Source organism: Paenibacillus sp. EZ-K15, from assembly GCF_002573715.1.
In the GTDB taxonomy this organism is placed as follows: Bacteria; Bacillota; Bacilli; order Paenibacillales; family Paenibacillaceae; genus Paenibacillus_AQ.
The window spans coordinates 1-15,966 of the sequence record NZ_PDHM01000026.1; the positions used below are offsets into that span (position 1 = coordinate 1).

Here is a 15,966-nt window from a genome sequence, read left to right on the forward strand (position 1 = left end):
CTCCAATAAAGTGTTTGACTTGCTCATTTCTTAACTGACGAGAATTGTTCAATTCTCTATTTCAACGTCCCACCGAAGTGGTCCGTTTTACTCACTCGTTGTTCAGTTTTCAAAGATCAATCTGTGTTTCTTGTTCGTCGTCCGCATCTCAGCGGCGACTTTTATAATATATCATACTCCCTATCAACTTTGCAAGTACTTTTTTTAAAAAAGTTTTTTGAAGTTTGTTTTGAAGTTTGATGGCCGCCGGTTGGCGGCATCACCTTCGAAAAGGAAGCGAAAATTAATTTACCATATACTCAGCCAGTTAGTCAACACTTTTTCGCGAAATTAATGTTTGATTTGCGGAAACTTCCCGTTACGCGCATATTTGGAGAGTTCTTTCTGCGGGGCAAACCGGGCATACATGCGAAACACCGTTTTATATCGGTTAGCTATAGCCTGCCTGATGTTTTGGTCCAATCGTTGGTCGCTCAAATCCAGCAGCATCTCATCCAGTTCTTTTCGCAGTACATAATCAAGCTCTTTGCACTCTTTTTCATTGAATAGCATTCCCAGCATGATAGGACCTCCTTATATAGTTAAGCGAACATGTAACGTCACTTCAATCGGATTAAAGCTGCTCTTGCCTATGTAAAGGTGATTAACCGTATTGGCGGGATCTCTAAACCGAATGTATGCTGTCTGCACATTATGATGAACGCCCTGTCCACGCAGCTCTCTCTTTACTCTGCTAAGCTGCTTTATTAGGTATGCACATTTTCAGGGAAAATTATGACATCAGCCACAACGTAATTGTACTTTCGATCATTGCGGCGACGAGCAGCAGCACGACAACCCATACGGAAGCAGTACCCAGCTTGCGCCAAAATCCGCGCCACTCCGCGCCTATCCCGCTTCTGCGCTCGCCCGACGCCGTGACACTTCTTAATACCAGCCCGCCAAAAGCAAGACCATATCCGCAAGCAATCACTATGACCGGGATCTCGATGATCCCATGAGGCAGCAGCCCTTTCACAATCAGATCAAACAGACTTTCTCCGCTCTCCCCCACGACTTTCACTAAGAAACCAATCACCATACCATTGATGATCAAGAAGAAGAACGGTATCACACCAAGCAGCAAACCTGAGAACATGACCAACACACTCTTAATGCTGTTGTTAAGAAAGATAAAGACAAAGAAGCTCCATTCCGGATGATCGGAGGAACCGAGCTGCTGGCTAATCTCCCCTAATCCTTGAAGCTGGCCTAGAAGGAATTGCTCGAACCCCTCTGAGCTTGCTCCCGCCACAATTCCGGCTATAAATAAAACCGTTGCCAAGAGCAATGCCTTCCGGATGGATCTTAAATCTCTGAGAAAAATGCTAAAACGTAACATTCGTAACCTCCTAAATTGGTATAACTCACAAGTACGAGCATATGTTGAAAGTAAACAAGCTATTGCACAATGAAGGGAGAGGGGCGCACGTATTATGAATTCTTTTTATGTATTCAACGGCAGAAAGATTAAGCGGTTTTTCTTTGTCCTTGCCGCGGCGATCTTTGCAATCGGCGTTATTTATGTGGAGAGTGACAACATCTCGGTCTTCTCCGAGAACAACCCGTCAGCGATTTACAGCGTGTCTACGGACAAGAAACAAATCGCGTTAACGTTTGACATCAGCTGGGGCGAAAAACGCGCAGAGCCTATTTTACAGGCCTTAAAAGACAATGGAGTTCAAAAAGCAACCTTCTTTCTATCTGCCCCATGGAGCAAAACGCATCCCGATATTGTGAATGCCATTAAAGAAAACGGGTATGAAATCGGGAGCCATGGCTTCAAGCACGATAATTACAGCACACTCACCGATGAGGAAATACGCAAGCAGATTTCTTCGGCACATACTATTTTAACCGCAATGACCGGACAAGAACCCAAATTAATACGAATGCCTAACGGGGATTTTGACAAAAGAGTGCTCGGTATAGCCCAAAGCCTTAACTACACGGTGATCCAGTGGGATACCGACTCCAGGGATTGGAAGAATATCGGCGTCGACAAAATTGTGGACCGCGTCGTCTCCAAAGCGCATCCGGGAGACATCGTGCTGATGCACGCCAGTGACTCTGTGAAACAAACCCATGAAGCACTCCCTCTCATCATCAAGGAACTTCGTAATAAAGGATATGAGTTCGTTACGGTAACCGACCTGCTTCAACAGGGCAGCACCCAAGGCACCGAGGTTCGTGATCACGCATCATTGCAGAAGAGCATCGAGGATGCAGGCGGACTATAGACTCCCGGGAGAAAGGCCCTGTAATTGAATAATGCTTAACAAAAAAAGAGCTAAGGTGTTAGCTCTTTTTTTCGTCTTGTGTAACTTTATGAAGCGTCAGAATTTGGTATGCATTACAGATCAGCAATGGTACCACCATAAAGATCGTGGCATTGCTGACTCCAATTTGCAGTACACCGATAATCTCCACAATGGAAATAGCCATCATAAAGAAGAGGGTCGGAATCCATGCATTAGCATTTGTACTCTTCACTTTGAGATAAGCAACAACAACGGCAATCACCAAAATGGAAATACCCAAAATCAAATCTTGCTGCAAGCTAGTGGATCCGCCCACAAAGGTACGGAAGAACATCAGCTCCAGCAAGGCAAGAACAGCCAACACAATCTGAATGTATTGCCAAGTCTTCCTGCGGAATATGCCTATCCCCATATAATTCAAAGTCAGGTATGCAAAAAAGCCCATCTGGGAATATACGCTCACCAGTGCCCCAGAGCCCAACAAAATCAGCGGGTATATTAATAAATCGGCCAATCCCGTGAATTCGATCGCGCCATTAAACAACTGTAGGATCAGACCTACGATTAATGCCGCCACTGCCCCAACGAGCAGCGTTTTCAAAAACAATTTAGACCACTTTCGTAAGCTCAACTAACTTCCACCCCCACAGATCATTATTTTACCAACGTTCACAATAAAAAACCATTCTGAATCCGACATATTTCTGCAAATCCATCACATACTATGCGAAGAACCGTAAGAAAAACATCTATCGGCGTACTTTCACAGAAGACAAACCCGCATGCAGAGGATGTTTTTCTTACGATTATCGAATTTGTTCGGCTTCGCTGAAAACTTATAAATTCAATGATTTTGAAAAAAGGAGGACAACGGTAATGAAATGGCCGTTATTTCGTTTATGTATTATCGTCTTCGTTGCTGCCGTGGTGCTTACCGCTTGTGGTACAGAACAAAGTTCGTCCCCGCAGCTCGGATATAAAGAAATCAAATCCATGGTGGTCGACATTCTGAAAACCGACGAAGGTAAAAAAGCGGTAGAGGAAGCGCTTAGCAGCGGATCCGGTTCCTCCGGCGGGGGCGGCTCGATGGGGATGCGGATGATGTCCGCCCAATCGGGGGATCAAATTCGGATGGCTGTAAAGGATACACTGGTGTCGGAGGAGTATAAAAAAGAAATTGAAAAGATTATGACCGATCCGAAATTCGCTGGTGATTTTGCCAAAGCCATCAATTCCGAGAGCAAGCAGCTGCATATGCAGCTCATCAAGGACCCGACGTATCAAAAATCGATTCAGGATATGTTAAAGTCTCCCGATGTAATGAAATCGTTTCTTGAATTGACCAATACCCCGGACTATCGCAAACAGTCCATGACCGTGATGCAGGAAGCTATGCAGAATCCGCTATTCCGCATGGAGGTAATGGAACTGCTCAAAACGGTTGTGAAAGACGAACTTCAGCCTAAAGTGGAGAAGAAAAAACAAGACGGAGGGCAAGAAGAGCAAGGCGGTGGTGGTGACGGTGGCGGCGGTGGCGACGGCGGTGGCGGTAATGAAGAAGGCAGTGGCAGTTAGGCCATTTTTCATAAACAAAACAAGCTCCCTACACAGGGAGCTTGTTTCATAATATGGATATATAGACCTCGTCTAAACGGATTCCTCAAGCTTGGCTGCAATTCTTGCAGCTATCTCATCGTAGATCCCTGCGCTCTCGGTACCTGCCTTATACACAGATGGGGAGAAATCCGGCTCCGAAGGGTGGTTATCCGGCGCTCCTAATGGAAGCTGCGCAAGGAGCTCGGTATGAAGCGTCTCGGCAAGCTCCCCTCCGCCTCCACGACCAAATACATAATCCTTCTCCCCGCCATGGGAGCAGACATAGTAGGACATATTCTCTACGACGCCCAAGATTTCATGATCGGTCTGCAAGGCCATCGCACCCGCTCTGGCAGCAACAAAAGCCGCCGTAGCATGCGGGGTGGTTACAATGATCTCTTTGCTCTGGGGAATCATCTGATGCACGTCAAGAGCTACGTCCCCTGTTCCTGGCGGCAGGTCCAGCAGCATGTAGTCCAGATCCCCCCAAGCGACATCCGTGAAGAATTGACGCAGCATTTTGCCAAGCATAGGTCCGCGCCAAATCACCGGACTATTCTCACGGATGAAGAAGCCCATGGACATTACCTTGACACCAAAACGCTCAACCGGATGGATGACGCCCTCTTCGGTTACGGATGGCCCCTCTTCAATGCCCATCATGTCCGGTACGCTGAAGCCGTAAATATCCGCGTCAATCAAACCGACCTTCTTGCCTTGGCGTGCCAAAGCTGCAGCTAGATTCACTGTAACAGTGGATTTACCGACGCCGCCTTTGCCGCTTGCAATCGCAATGAAATGAACGCCGGACTGCTCGCTAAGAAGCGTATTCTGCTCCATGCCGGCAGCATGCCCTTTTGTCAGCTTCTCGCGATCGTTAGCTTCCTCCTGGGCTGCTCCGCTAACGGCATTGTCTAGAGGACGCATGCGGATATGGATATCCTCCGCCCCCATAGCTTCAAGAATTTCTCTGATCTGCGCTTCCAGGGAAGCGCGTACATCTTCACTACTGTAAGTCACGGATAATCGGACCGTGCGTTCCTTTACAACAATATCTCGAATACGCTGGAGCTCCATCAGGCTCTTCCCGGTTTCGGGATCGCGTAAAGGCTGGAGTATCTCCTGGACCGTTTCTCTAGTCAGCATATAAGCACCTCTGCTCTATGTAATGGAATAGACAATGTTTCGATATTTCCTGTCCATTATACCATTACTCTGCAGCTTGTGACGACTCGCTGGCGGACTCTCCGGAGGTATACCGCAAAATGCCATTATATACGGAAGCTGCGACCTTTCTTTGATACTTCTCATCACGCAGCAATTCGGATTCCTCGGGATGGGACAAGAAACCGACCTCTACCAGTGCAGATGGCATGCGTAGGGCTTGAAGCAAAAATATTTTGTCATCCGTTTTGGCCAGACGCTGCGTATTCTCCAGGTTATGTCTGATTTCAGCCTGAATCAATTCGGCGAGTTTTTTACTCTCCCCGTTATTCGGAGGAAAAAAGGTCTGCGCCCCTCTCCACCGATTAGATGGAATACTGTTCAGATGCATGCTGATAAACAGATCCGCTTTACTATCCTCGATCATCCGCACACGTTGTTTGAGGTCTTCCGTTTTACGCTTGGAATACCCCTTTGTGCTTTCTGCAGCCAGGTCGTAGTCTCCTTCTCTTGTCATAATCACGAGCGCACCTGCCTGCTGCAAATAATCACGCAAATACAAGGTGATGGCCAGGTTTACATCCTTCTCTATAACACCTTGTCGGCTTACCGCCCCGCCATCTGGCCCGCCATGTCCTGCATCAAGGGCAATGACTTTACCGGCAAGCGGCAAACTCCAGGTATTCGACGTTTTGGCAGAGGGGATTTCGTATGTCACAACGATAATGAGCAGTGCCAGAAGCACAACTCCAATCAGGGTCTGCTTGATTCTCTTCAACGATATCCACACCGTAACCTTGTCCGTTCTCCGCCTGGACATAACAAAACCACCTCGTCCCATGAGTTGTTCTACTCCATCATATGGGACAAGGTGGCTAATTATGCCTTGGTTATACCGTAATCTGCTCTTTCATCCCTTCGATCAGTACTTGCGCGACTTCCGGGCGCGTAAATTCCGGTGGCGGGCACTGCCCTTCGCGAAGCAAGCCACGGACCTTCGTACCGGATAAAGTCAGATGATCTTCCTTAGGATGCGGGCATGTTTTGCTTGAGGCCATGTTTCCGCAAGTGGTGCAGAAGAAGCTGTGCTCGAAGAACAGCGGGGTAATACCCAACTCTTCTGCAGTGAAATTTTTGAAAATTTCCTGTGCCTCATAGGTGCCGTAGTAGTCACCGACTCCTGCGTGATCCCGGCCCACGATAAAATGGGTGCATCCATAGTTTTTACGAACCATGGCATGGAATATGGCTTCCCTAGGACCCGCATAACGCATGGCAGCCGGAAATACGCCCAAGAAGGCGCGATCGGCGGGATAGTAGTTCTCCAGCAAGGTCAGATAGCTCTTCATTCGCACATTGGCAGGAACGTCATCCGATTTGGTCTCTCCTACAAGCGGATTGAGGAATAGTGCATCTACGATTTCCATTGCACTCTTCTGAATATATTCATGTGCACGGTGAACCGGATTACGTGTCTGAAAGCCGACAACCGTATTCCAGTCCTTGGCTTTGAACTGTTCACGAGTCTCTGCCGGATCAAAATAAAACTCGCCAAACCGTTCCGGCTGTGGACGATTCAGTACTTGGATCGGCCCGCCTACATAGGTCGAAGGACGTTCAAAAAGCTTCTTCACGCCTGGATGCTCCGGATCATCCGTCTTAAATACTTGAACAGCCTCGACTTGCTGATCCACCTGGTAGACGCTCTCTACATCGATAACGCCATAGACGACACCATCTTCTTCGCCTACAAGTGCCGCCTTCTCGCCGACGACAAGTTTAGCCGCTGTAAACTCATCAACAGCCAGTGTGACCGGTATGCTCCAGACCGTACCGTCCGATAAACGCATAGAGGAAACCACAGACTTGTAATCCTGCTCGTTCAGAAATCCTTGCAATGGCGAAAATGCCCCGACCCCGATCAAATCCAGGTCCGAGATGCTCCAAGCGTTTACAGGGATCTTATGAAGAGTGTCGACCTGTTTCAATAGATCTTCACGCTCTGCTCCTTGGGCTACCCGCTGTACCAGCGTACCGCCATGAGGGAGTATGGCTGTCATGAATAATTCCTCCTTCTTATGCTGTAACTGTACGATCCTAAGTCAATCATGATTGGTTTATTTATGAAGTCCGCATTCCGTCTTCTCATGGCCTGACCAGCGTCCAGCACGTGGATCTTCTCCTGGCATCACCTGTCGCGTGCAATATTCGCAGCCAATACTCGGATAATTCTGATCATGCAGCGGGTTGTAGATGATATCGTTAGCTCGAATGTAGTTCCACACATCCTCGCTAGTCCAGCCTGCGATCGGATTGAACTTCACCAACCCGAACTTGGTATCGTACTCAATCTTCTTCGAATTAGCTCGGGTAGGCGCTTGATCTCTTCGTATCCCTGTAATCCAAGCCTCATATTGAGACAGAATCCGAGTCAATGGTTCTACCTTTCGGATGTTGCAGCACTCAGTCGGATTGACGCTCCATAATGCTTCACCATGCTGAGCCGCTTGCTCTTCCGGCGTAAGGAGCGGAGAGACCCGCACGAATTCCAGGCCATAACGTTCGGCCATACGATCCCGCGTTTCGTATGTTTCTTTGAAATGAAAATCGGTATCCAGATAAAAAATATCCGTCGACGGGCTAATCTTTTGAATCATATCCACCAATACCACATCTTCTGCTCCAAAGCTGCAAGCAAACGTTATATTGGGAAATGTCTTGATCGCAAATGCGATGACTTCCTCAGCTGATGCATGCTCAAGCTCTTCTGCTTGCACTCGGATCAAATCCTCTTTCTCCAGCAAATTCATGATTGGATGCCTCCCCCGATATTAATCCCGATAATCCTACTGAAATAATATGAATTAAATACAGTATAAAACATTCCTAATAAATGTCAACCATCAAATCGATACCATGAAAAACGAAAAAACCCTTCCTGCATAAGCAGAAAGGGTCTTCTTTCTCTTCGATGTCCAAACATTTTGACAAATACCAATCCTAGTCTGTTGTTGCCACCGATACCTCTTTAGCTTTAGTAGCAGCTCCGGCACTTTTCCCTTCCGAGTCCTCGGGTTTGGGAGCAGGCGTCTGATTCGACGTCCGCAGCGGAATTTCTTTCAAGAAGAATACGAGCAGCAATGCAACGACGAGAACTAACGTGCCTGTGAGAAACACCATCGATAATGTATCTCCAAGTGCATCGCGAATACTGTCGATCATTTGCATGAATAAAGGCTGTACATCAGCAGGAAGACTTGCCTGCGTCTGCTCAATCAGCGGTTTATTCATCAGTGTCTGTGGATTGGCGAAGGAGAGCATCTGCTGGGCTAGTTGCGGATCCACAGCGCTAAAATCCGGTGCATTAGCCGACTGAAGAGCATCCTTCAGGTTCTTCGTCAGGTTATTCGACATAACCGTACCCATAACCGCGATCCCGATGGTACCGCCAAGATTACGGAACAATTGAGATGATGCCGTTGCTACACCAAGATCTTTGTGGGATACCGCATTTTGCGTAGCCAGCGAGAATACCGGCATACCCAAACCAAGACCAATACCGAAAATAATAGTACTAACCACAGTGAGCCAGATGTTGTCCATGAACACCATAATTCCCATGCCGACCATCATAATTGGAACTCCAAGAAGGGCGTAACGTTTATACTTACCACTCTTAGCAATAAGCTGACCTGCTATGGCACTCGTACCCATCATGAAAACCGACATCGGTATGGTTACATATCCCGCATAGGTTGGTGAAATACCAAGTACACCTTGAACGTAGAAGGAAATATAAATCATGGCGCCCATCAGACCGAAGTTCATAAAAAATCCAATCAGATTGGAAACCGTAACAACACTATTTTTGAACAAACTAAGCGGCAGTACCGGCTCCTTCGCTTTCATCTCAACAAGGATAAAGATGATGGCTGATACGACCGAAGCCGCTATGAGGCCGATAATTTCCGGTGATCCCCAAGGATATTCCGTACCTGCCCAAGAGAAGGCAAGCAGTAAAGGAACGATCGACGTTGTAAGGAACAGGGAACCCAGATAGTCAATGGACTGACCAGGTTTGCGCTCGACCTTGGGAAATAACGTCCAGATCATGATAAAGGCTACTACACCCAGCGGCAGGAAGATCCAGAATAACCAACGCCATTCGATGTTATCGACCAGGTATCCGCCCAGCGTAGGACCAAGGACACTGGAGAAACCGAATACCGCTGTCATCAGCCCCATCCACTTGCCACGTTCCCGCGGTGGGAATAAGTCACCGACCGACATAAATGCCGTTGACTGAATAATACCGGCACCTATACCTTGAATACCACGATAAAAAATGAATTGGTACACGTCTGTTGATGTACCCGTTAGGAAAGCCCCTAACATGAAAAATAATATACCTATCAAAATAAACGGCTTACGTCCGAACATGTCGGACAGCTTACCTACCAGTATGGTTGCGATCGTTGATGTTAACAAATAAATATTGATGGTCCATGTGTAATAATCCATGCCATCCAGAATGGCGATAATCCGCGGCATTGCGGTGCTCGTTATCGTCTGGTTAATGGCTGCGAAGAACATCGCAGCCATGATTGCTATCATAATTGAAACTTTACGTTTAAGCGTTAAATGCTCCATGCTCTATGCTCCACCTCTACCCTTTGTTGTGATTGTCTTTATCTAGGTTTGACAGCATCAAGGAGAAGATTCTTCTCAAATGCTGAATGTCTTCCTCAGCGAGGATATTAAAAAATCCCTGAATCATTTCCTTCTGATCCTTCTTCACTTTCCTAATTACATCCAGACCCGGCTCCAAGAGTGTAATGTTGACAACTCTCCGGTCATCCTCAGCACGCTCTTTCTGTAAGTATCCTTCCGCAACCAATTTGTCCGTTAGACCGGTTATAGCCGGCGGTGTCAAAGACAAAGCCTCGGCAAGCTCCGATACCTTCAGAGGCCCCCTCAGCTTTAATACATACAGCACCTGAAATTGAGGAAAGCTTAAATTGTACTTCCCGGCACTCGACTTGTTCCACTCTTGAGAAATGTTCTTCAGCAGTGCCCGGAACATCGACGACACCTTGAAAATCTCTTCATTGCGATCCAACCATATCCCCCCTTCTCTGCTTCTGTGCTCCGAAAAATACCTATTTAATTAATGATTAAATATTAATTATTTAAGTGCTTAATTAATTCGCAATTAATAATATATCTCTATTTACATATGAAGTCAAGTGGTTAACGATGTAGGTTCATCCATATGTTCATCCTTCTATCCGCAGGTTGTGCACACCGTGTGCACAACCTGTCAATTGTGGCGACCGAATTCCACATGTATTGTCAATGATGTGCATATCTTTGTGGACAAACTACGTTCGGATAGCATAAAAAAGCCCTTGACCATAATGGCCAAGGGCTTGGTAAATCGTAAATATTAACGTTTGGAGAACTGAGGAGCGCGACGAGCCGCTTTAAGACCGTATTTTTTACGTTCTTTCATACGTGGGTCACGAGTCAGGAATCCAGCTCTTTTCAGAGAAGGACGGAATTCTGGATCTGCTTTCAGAAGAGCACGGGAGATACCGTGACGGATTGCTCCAGCTTGACCGGAGATACCGCCACCGTGAGCGATGACAAGCACGTCATATTTGCCCAGTGTTTCTGTCAGATTCAAAGGTTGTTTAACGATCAGTTTGAGTGTTTCCAAACCGAAATATTCATTAATATCACGTTTATTGATGACAATGCGTCCTTCACCCGGTACGAGGCGTACACGTGCTACCGAGTGTTTACGACGACCTGTCCCATAGTATTGTACTTGTGCCATGAAACTGTCCTCCTTTTTAATTAACCGCGAAGTTCGTAAACTTCTGGTTTTTGTGCTTCATGTGGATGTGCTGTGCCTGCATATGCTTTCAGTCTCAGCTTCATTTTCTCGCCCATGCGAGTTTTAGGAAGCATGCCGTGAACCGCGCTTTCGATTACACGCTCTGGGAATTTCGCAATCAGGTCTTGAGCTGTAGTTACTTTCAATCCACCTGGATGCATGGAGTGACGATAGTATTTTTTGTTCTCCATCTTTTTGCCAGTGAGGTGGATTTTCTCGGAGTTGATAACAACCACGAAATCCCCTGTGTCAACATGTGGAGTGAATTGAGGCTTATGTTTGCCGCGGATCAGAGCCGCAACTTCACTTGCCAAACGGCCAAGCGTCTTGCCTTCGGCATCAACGATGTACCATTTGCGCTCAACTTCATTTGGCTTCGCCATATAGGTGGTACGCATGTATAGTTCCTCCTTGTATTCGTCCGAAAATCATCATTAATTTTCATTATTTATCTTCGTTCATGTTCAAAGCATTGTCATGTTATTGCAGTCTTTCATTCGGCATTTTCTTAACCGGGGCTGTGGGAGAGCCGTTAAGAAAACACAACTTATATAATACAGGATTACGCCCACATCCGCAAGTGTTTTTTGGTTTTCCACCTTACACCATGCGTGTTATTCAAACAAGTCGCCTATCACGGCCACAAGGAACTTCTTCTTCTTGTTGTGATAGCCCTTTCCGTGATCTGATATCAACGGTCATTGAGGTTAATCCTTTCCGGTGATATCATACTCCACTTCCCATAACATCAGGCCCTTGCCCATGGCTGTTGGGCCAGCTGCTGCTCGGTTTTTGGCTTCCAGTATGACCAACATGTCATCCGGATGGCGCTTGCCTTCCCCTACCTCAATCAACGTCCCCATAATGATCCGAACCATATGCTGCAGAAACCCGTTCCCGGATACGTACGTATGAATGACTCCTTGATCTCTCGTACCCGGACGGCACATGGACGTATCCTTTTCGATCCAAGCATCAAAAATAGTACGAACGTGAGACGGCTTCGTCGACTTCCGTGACGCAAACGTTGTATAGTCATGCGTTCCGATCAGATGAGAAAGTCCCTGCTCCATCGCTGCGATATCCAGTTTCCCATGATGGTGGATCTGGTACCGCCGGTTGAATAGATCCGGATATTGGTTTGCATTGATGGTAAAACGATAGGTTTTGCGTTTCGCTGCGTGGCGGGAATGGAATTCCATGGGTACCTCCATCGCATCCGAAACCACGATATCTTCCGGCAGCCAGGTGTTTAATGCCATACACCAACGCTCTACGGGAATTGGAGAAGCTGTGTAGAAATTGAATACTTGGGCACGAGCATGCACCCCAGCATCTGTCCGGCCAGAAGCCGTAATCTTGAGCTGTTCACCAGACAAACGGCGGATCGCTTCCTCCAAATAATCCTGAATCGTGTGGCCACCGGGCTGGGTCTGAAAGCCGTTATAATCGGTACCGTCGTAACTGACCTTCATCAGAAGATTACGCATTGCTGACCTCCTGAGTGCTTTCATCGAAAAACACTGCGCCAACGAAAGCCTGTACACATTATAAAAAAACTTCTATCGACGTACTTTCACAGATGACAGACCGCATTTAGCGGCAGTTTTTCTTGCGATATCAGGAAGTCACAAGCTTCGAAGTTTATACTTTCTGATATCTTAAGAAAACCTCTATCGGGGATTTTACTGATAACTTATAATTCTATATCTATCAAAAAAGAGCCCCATAGGAGCTCCTTTTCATCATGTTAAGCCGAACCCTTCGAGTCAGCCACATGACTAGAAGGTCCCCGTTATTATTGCCCATGGAGTAGTCGAGACGAGTCGAACCAGATGATCGACTTTATCTCGCACCACTTCCCGTTCATGGCTCCAAGAATAAACATCTACAGAGCCGGGCATACATAACTACAGTCACTTCAATGGAACAAAGCTAATTTACGCGCGATCTACCAGTTCCAAGTAAACCATTGGAGCTGCGTCACCACGACGAGGACCCAGTTTCAGGATACGAGTGTATCCGCCTGGACGCTCGGAGTAACGAGGAGCGATTTCGGAGAACAATTTTTGGATTGCATCTTGTTCACCGTCTACTGTTTCACGACGCACGAATGCAGCTACTTGACGACGAGCGTGAAGATCACCTTTTTTTGCTTTTGTGATCAACTTCTCAGCGATCGAACGAACTTCTTTCGCTTTGGCTTCAGTCGTTTGAATGCGCTCATATAAGAAAAGGTCGGTTACCAGGTCACGGAACAACGCTTTACGCGCACTGGAATCGCGGCCCAACTTTTGGTATGCCATGTGTTTTTCCCTCCTTTGCTAAGCTAAGCCGAATCTATGCTATTCTTCCGTACGAAGTCCCAGGCCCAACTCTTCAAGCTTCTCTTGAACTTCCTCCAAGGATTTGCGTCCGAGGTTCCGAACTTTCATCATATCCTCTTCGGTTTTCGTGGTCAGCTCTTGTACCGTATTAATGCCGGCACGTTTCAAGCAGTTGTAGGAACGAACGGAAAGATCCAGCTCTTCGATCGTCATTTCAAGTACTTTTTCTTTCTTGTCTTCTTCTTTCTCAACCATGATCTCTGCATCCTTCGCTTCGTCGGTCAGACCTACGAAGAGGAACAGATGCTCAGTCAAGATTTTCGCGCCGAGACTAACAGCTTCTTCCGGGCGGATGCTGCCATCCGTCCAAATTTCAAGCGTCAGTTTATCGTAGTTGGTTACTTGACCAACACGCGTATTTTCCACGCCGTAGTTAACACGGCTAATCGGAGTATAGATCGAATCGACGGGAATGACGCCGATAGGCTGGTCATCGCGTTTGTTCCGATCCGCCTGGACATAGCCACGACCGCGACTGGCAAAAATACGCATATGAAGTCTTGCACCAGGGCCGAGCGTTGCAATATGAAGATCTGGATTCAGAATCTCCACATCACTATCCGCACGGATGTCACCAGCAGTAACAACCCCTTCACCCTCCGCATCAATCTCGAACACTTTCTCTTCATCGGAATGAATTTTCAGAGACAAAGCTTTCAGGTTCAGGATGACCTCGGTCACGTCTTCCATGACACCCGGAATCGTGGAAAATTCATGCAGTACGCCATCGATTTGAATCGATGTGACTGCTGCGCCCGGTAGTGAGGATAACAAGATGCGGCGAAGCGAGTTCCCCAGCGTCGTGCCATACCCTCTCTCCAGAGGCTCAACTACGAATTTCCCATAGGTTCCATCTTCATTGACATCAACGGTCTCAATTTTCGGCTTTTCGATTTCAATCACGCAAGTACCCCTCCTTCAAACGTCGCTCCTATATGAAACTGTCATCTTATCCAGTAATCCATGTAGTAGTATGCCTAAACAACCATTATTAGCAGATTGCAACGGATTTATACCACATTAACAGGATGACTTCATTATACGCGACGACGTTTTGGTGGGCGGCATCCGTTATGTGGAATTGGTGTAACGTCTTTGATCAGGTTTACTTCGAGACCTGCTGCTTGCAGAGAACGAATTGCTGCTTCACGACCAGCACCAGGACCTTTAACCATTACTTCCACCGCTTTCATACCGTGTTCCATAGCCGCTTTGGCAGCTGATTCAGCAGCCATTTGCGCAGCGAACGGGGTCGACTTACGGGAACCTTTAAATCCAAGGCCGCCGGAGCTTGCCCAAGAAATCGCGTTTCCGTGAGGATCCGTAATCGTTACGATTGTATTGTTGAATGTGGAGCGGATATGAGCCACGCCACTTTCAATATTTTTGCGGTCACGACGTTTAGTACGTACGACTTTTTTTGGTTTAGCCATTGTCTATTATCCCCCTTTCTTATTTCTTCTTGTTCGCTACGGTACGACGAGGACCTTTACGTGTACGAGCATTCGTTTTAGTACGTTGACCACGAACAGGCAATCCACGACGGTGACGAATACCGCGGTAGCAGCCGATCTCCGTGAGACGTTTAATATTTAAGGAAATTTCACGACGCAGGTCACCTTCTACCTTAACCATACCGTCGATCGTTTCGCGCAATTTGCTGACTTCATCTTCTGTCAAATCACGGACACGAGTGTCTGCATTGATTCCAGTTTCTTTCAACACTTTCTGGGAAGTCGTTTTACCGATTCCGAAAATGTAAGTCAAGGCGATCTCAACGCGTTTGTCACGTGGTAAATCCACACCAGCTATACGAGCCATTTTACGCTACACCCCCTTCTTTAACCTTGTTTTTGTTTGTGTTTCGGATTTTCACAGATAACCATTACGTTCCCTTTGCGGCGAATGACTTTGCATTTTTCGCAAATAGGCTTTACAGAAGGTCTTACCTTCATGCTAATTACCTCCTCCAAGTTTTACGTTGTAAAACCAGCTTCGAAACTAAAGTAGTTTGTTACCGCTGCTGAGTTTTACGTCAGTAAAACCGCTTCGCAGCTTTCCTTGATTCCCCAGGGGAACCTTAAATCTATTTACGGTACGTGATACGACCTTTGGTTAAATCATACGGCGAGAGTTGTACAACCACTTTGTCTCCTGTAAGGATACGGATAAAGTGCATCCGCAACTTTCCGGAAACATGAGCGAGAATCTGATGACCATTCTCCAGCTCGACTTTAAAGGTAGCATTCGGCAACGGCTCAATGACCGTTCCTTCGACTTCAATGACATCTTCTTTAGCCACAGTTAGTCTCCTTTCTGATCTGCCTTGGATTTATCGGATACAAACCGGTCCAGTGCAAAACGCAGTTTACCGTTTGTAACCCGACCGCTTTCTTGCAAACTGTTTACCACTTCACTGCTAATGTAGGATTGAGGTTCAAGATGAAGAACATTCTTCTTCTTGGCCCCGTCAAACTTGCGTTTGTCCCCATCCGCAATCCACACGAACCTGCTGTCCTCAATCGAAACGATAACGGCATACTGTCCGGCATCTCTGCCTTTCAGTATCTTAACAATCTGACCGGGTTGAATCGTGAATTCATTATTCAATTTCATCACC

21 protein-coding genes are annotated in these 15,966 nt (G+C 46.8%); 2 read left to right on the plus strand and 19 right to left on the minus strand.

Features of this window, described 5'->3' with window-relative positions:
- Positions 1-330: 330 nt before the first annotated feature.
- On the minus strand, positions 331-561 hold the full coding sequence (locus CRG97_RS29335; RefSeq protein WP_009592811.1) for a hypothetical protein: 231 nt from the start codon (positions 559-561) through the stop codon (positions 331-333).
- 211 nt (positions 562-772) lie between these two features.
- Positions 773-1,381 carry a stage II sporulation protein M gene (locus CRG97_RS29340; RefSeq protein ID WP_098749086.1) on the minus strand — a complete coding sequence of 203 codons (609 nt, stop codon included), beginning with the start codon at positions 1,379-1,381 and terminating at the stop codon, positions 773-775.
- 94 nt (positions 1,382-1,475) lie between these two features.
- Here CRG97_RS29340 and pdaB point away from each other — a divergent pair, with 94 nt between their 5' ends.
- Positions 1,476-2,279, plus strand: coding sequence for a polysaccharide deacetylase family sporulation protein PdaB (gene pdaB / locus CRG97_RS29345; protein ID WP_076326205.1), 804 nt, complete (start codon positions 1,476-1,478; stop codon positions 2,277-2,279).
- A 58-nt stretch (positions 2,280-2,337) separates the two neighbouring features.
- On the opposite strand, the gene CRG97_RS29350 is transcribed toward pdaB, so the two are convergent.
- Positions 2,338-2,931 carry a KinB-signaling pathway activation protein gene (locus CRG97_RS29350; protein WP_098749087.1) on the minus strand — a complete coding sequence of 198 codons (594 nt, stop codon included), beginning with the start codon at positions 2,929-2,931 and terminating at the stop codon, positions 2,338-2,340.
- Positions 2,932-3,176: 245 nt separating this feature from the next.
- Here CRG97_RS29350 and gerD point away from each other — a divergent pair, with 245 nt between their 5' ends.
- A complete protein-coding gene (gerD, locus tag CRG97_RS29355; protein WP_098749088.1) occupies positions 3,177-3,875 on the plus strand; it encodes a spore germination lipoprotein GerD in 699 nt (232 codons plus the stop codon).
- A 72-nt stretch (positions 3,876-3,947) separates the two neighbouring features.
- Here the strand turns inward: gerD and CRG97_RS29360 are convergent, their stop codons facing one another.
- From CRG97_RS29360 to CRG97_RS29435, 16 genes are all read right to left on the minus strand, one after another.
- Positions 3,948-5,042 (minus strand): Mrp/NBP35 family ATP-binding protein, encoded by a 1,095-nt coding sequence (locus CRG97_RS29360; protein WP_098749089.1) that lies wholly within the window; start codon positions 5,040-5,042, stop codon positions 3,948-3,950.
- Positions 5,043-5,106: 64 nt separating this feature from the next.
- Positions 5,107-5,880 (minus strand): N-acetylmuramoyl-L-alanine amidase CwlD, encoded by a 774-nt coding sequence (gene cwlD / locus CRG97_RS29365; RefSeq protein WP_098749090.1) that lies wholly within the window; start codon positions 5,878-5,880, stop codon positions 5,107-5,109.
- A gap of 70 nt (positions 5,881-5,950) precedes the next feature.
- A complete protein-coding gene (gene sat, locus CRG97_RS29370) occupies positions 5,951-7,120 on the minus strand; it encodes a sulfate adenylyltransferase (RefSeq protein WP_098749091.1) in 1,170 nt (389 codons plus the stop codon).
- A gap of 57 nt (positions 7,121-7,177) precedes the next feature.
- Entirely contained in the window at positions 7,178-7,870 is a 693-nt protein-coding gene (locus CRG97_RS29375; RefSeq protein ID WP_098749092.1) for a phosphoadenylyl-sulfate reductase, read from the minus strand.
- A 190-nt stretch (positions 7,871-8,060) separates the two neighbouring features.
- A complete protein-coding gene (locus CRG97_RS29380) occupies positions 8,061-9,710 on the minus strand; it encodes an MDR family MFS transporter (protein WP_098749093.1) in 1,650 nt (549 codons plus the stop codon).
- A 16-nt stretch (positions 9,711-9,726) separates the two neighbouring features.
- Positions 9,727-10,179: a MarR family winged helix-turn-helix transcriptional regulator gene (locus CRG97_RS29385; protein ID WP_098749094.1), complete on the minus strand. Its 453-nt coding sequence runs from the start codon at positions 10,177-10,179 to the stop codon at positions 9,727-9,729.
- A gap of 327 nt (positions 10,180-10,506) precedes the next feature.
- Positions 10,507-10,899 carry a 30S ribosomal protein S9 gene (gene rpsI, locus CRG97_RS29390; RefSeq protein WP_006212891.1) on the minus strand — a complete coding sequence of 131 codons (393 nt, stop codon included), beginning with the start codon at positions 10,897-10,899 and terminating at the stop codon, positions 10,507-10,509.
- 20 nt (positions 10,900-10,919) lie between these two features.
- The gene (rplM, locus tag CRG97_RS29395) at positions 10,920-11,357 is read right to left on the minus strand and encodes a 50S ribosomal protein L13 (RefSeq protein WP_076326214.1); all 438 of its coding nucleotides are present in this window, start codon (positions 11,355-11,357) and stop codon (positions 10,920-10,922) included.
- A gap of 309 nt (positions 11,358-11,666) precedes the next feature.
- Positions 11,667-12,449 (minus strand): tRNA pseudouridine(38-40) synthase TruA, encoded by a 783-nt coding sequence (truA, locus tag CRG97_RS29400; protein WP_098749095.1) that lies wholly within the window; start codon positions 12,447-12,449, stop codon positions 11,667-11,669.
- Between the two features lie 450 nt (positions 12,450-12,899).
- Positions 12,900-13,265, minus strand: coding sequence for a 50S ribosomal protein L17 (rplQ, locus tag CRG97_RS29405; RefSeq protein ID WP_071221011.1), 366 nt, complete (start codon positions 13,263-13,265; stop codon positions 12,900-12,902).
- A 39-nt stretch (positions 13,266-13,304) separates the two neighbouring features.
- On the minus strand, positions 13,305-14,249 hold the full coding sequence (locus CRG97_RS29410; RefSeq protein ID WP_071221012.1) for a DNA-directed RNA polymerase subunit alpha: 945 nt from the start codon (positions 14,247-14,249) through the stop codon (positions 13,305-13,307).
- Positions 14,250-14,383: 134 nt separating this feature from the next.
- Positions 14,384-14,779, minus strand: a complete 396-nt coding sequence (rpsK, locus tag CRG97_RS29415; protein WP_006212896.1) for a 30S ribosomal protein S11 — start codon at positions 14,777-14,779, stop codon at positions 14,384-14,386.
- Between the two features lie 19 nt (positions 14,780-14,798).
- The gene (gene rpsM / locus CRG97_RS29420) at positions 14,799-15,167 is read right to left on the minus strand and encodes a 30S ribosomal protein S13 (RefSeq protein WP_006212897.1); all 369 of its coding nucleotides are present in this window, start codon (positions 15,165-15,167) and stop codon (positions 14,799-14,801) included.
- 20 nt (positions 15,168-15,187) lie between these two features.
- Positions 15,188-15,301 carry a 50S ribosomal protein L36 gene (gene rpmJ / locus CRG97_RS29425; protein WP_003333770.1) on the minus strand — a complete coding sequence of 38 codons (114 nt, stop codon included), beginning with the start codon at positions 15,299-15,301 and terminating at the stop codon, positions 15,188-15,190.
- A gap of 131 nt (positions 15,302-15,432) precedes the next feature.
- Positions 15,433-15,648: a translation initiation factor IF-1 gene (infA, locus tag CRG97_RS29430; RefSeq protein WP_006212898.1), complete on the minus strand. Its 216-nt coding sequence runs from the start codon at positions 15,646-15,648 to the stop codon at positions 15,433-15,435.
- A 2-nt stretch (positions 15,649-15,650) separates the two neighbouring features.
- Positions 15,651-15,962 (minus strand): KOW domain-containing RNA-binding protein, encoded by a 312-nt coding sequence (locus CRG97_RS29435; RefSeq protein ID WP_098749096.1) that lies wholly within the window; start codon positions 15,960-15,962, stop codon positions 15,651-15,653.
- Positions 15,963-15,966: the final 4 nt, after the last annotated feature.

What these genes read in the sequence shown, in the direction of transcription:
- CRG97_RS29340 (WP_098749086.1), bottom strand. Translation starts at nt 1,381, where the DNA reads ATGTTACGTTTTAGCATTTTTCTCAGAGATTTAAGATCCATCCGGAAG.
- gerD (WP_098749088.1), top strand. Translation starts at nt 3,177, where the DNA reads ATGAAATGGCCGTTATTTCGTTTATGTATTATCGTCTTCGTTGCTGCC.
- rpsI (WP_006212891.1), bottom strand. Translation starts at nt 10,899, where the DNA reads ATGGCACAAGTACAATACTATGGGACAGGTCGTCGTAAACACTCGGTA.
- CRG97_RS29335 (WP_009592811.1), bottom strand. Translation starts at nt 561, where the DNA reads ATGCTGGGAATGCTATTCAATGAAAAAGAGTGCAAAGAGCTTGATTAT.
- rplQ (WP_071221011.1), bottom strand. Translation starts at nt 13,265, where the DNA reads ATGGCATACCAAAAGTTGGGCCGCGATTCCAGTGCGCGTAAAGCGTTG.
- rplM (WP_076326214.1), bottom strand. Translation starts at nt 11,357, where the DNA reads ATGCGTACCACCTATATGGCGAAGCCAAATGAAGTTGAGCGCAAATGG.
- pdaB (WP_076326205.1), top strand. Translation starts at nt 1,476, where the DNA reads ATGAATTCTTTTTATGTATTCAACGGCAGAAAGATTAAGCGGTTTTTC.
- truA (WP_098749095.1), bottom strand. Translation starts at nt 12,449, where the DNA reads ATGCGTAATCTTCTGATGAAGGTCAGTTACGACGGTACCGATTATAAC.
- CRG97_RS29375 (WP_098749092.1), bottom strand. Translation starts at nt 7,870, where the DNA reads ATGAATTTGCTGGAGAAAGAGGATTTGATCCGAGTGCAAGCAGAAGAG.
- sat (WP_098749091.1), bottom strand. Translation starts at nt 7,120, where the DNA reads ATGACAGCCATACTCCCTCATGGCGGTACGCTGGTACAGCGGGTAGCC.
- CRG97_RS29435 (WP_098749096.1), bottom strand. Translation starts at nt 15,962, where the DNA reads ATGAAATTGAATAATGAATTCACGATTCAACCCGGTCAGATTGTTAAG.
- rpsM (WP_006212897.1), bottom strand. Translation starts at nt 15,167, where the DNA reads ATGGCTCGTATAGCTGGTGTGGATTTACCACGTGACAAACGCGTTGAG.
- CRG97_RS29360 (WP_098749089.1), bottom strand. Translation starts at nt 5,042, where the DNA reads ATGCTGACTAGAGAAACGGTCCAGGAGATACTCCAGCCTTTACGCGAT.
- rpsK (WP_006212896.1), bottom strand. Translation starts at nt 14,779, where the DNA reads ATGGCTAAACCAAAAAAAGTCGTACGTACTAAACGTCGTGACCGCAAA.
- CRG97_RS29380 (WP_098749093.1), bottom strand. Translation starts at nt 9,710, where the DNA reads ATGGAGCATTTAACGCTTAAACGTAAAGTTTCAATTATGATAGCAATC.
- rpmJ (WP_003333770.1), bottom strand. Translation starts at nt 15,301, where the DNA reads ATGAAGGTAAGACCTTCTGTAAAGCCTATTTGCGAAAAATGCAAAGTC.
- cwlD (WP_098749090.1), bottom strand. Translation starts at nt 5,880, where the DNA reads ATGTCCAGGCGGAGAACGGACAAGGTTACGGTGTGGATATCGTTGAAG.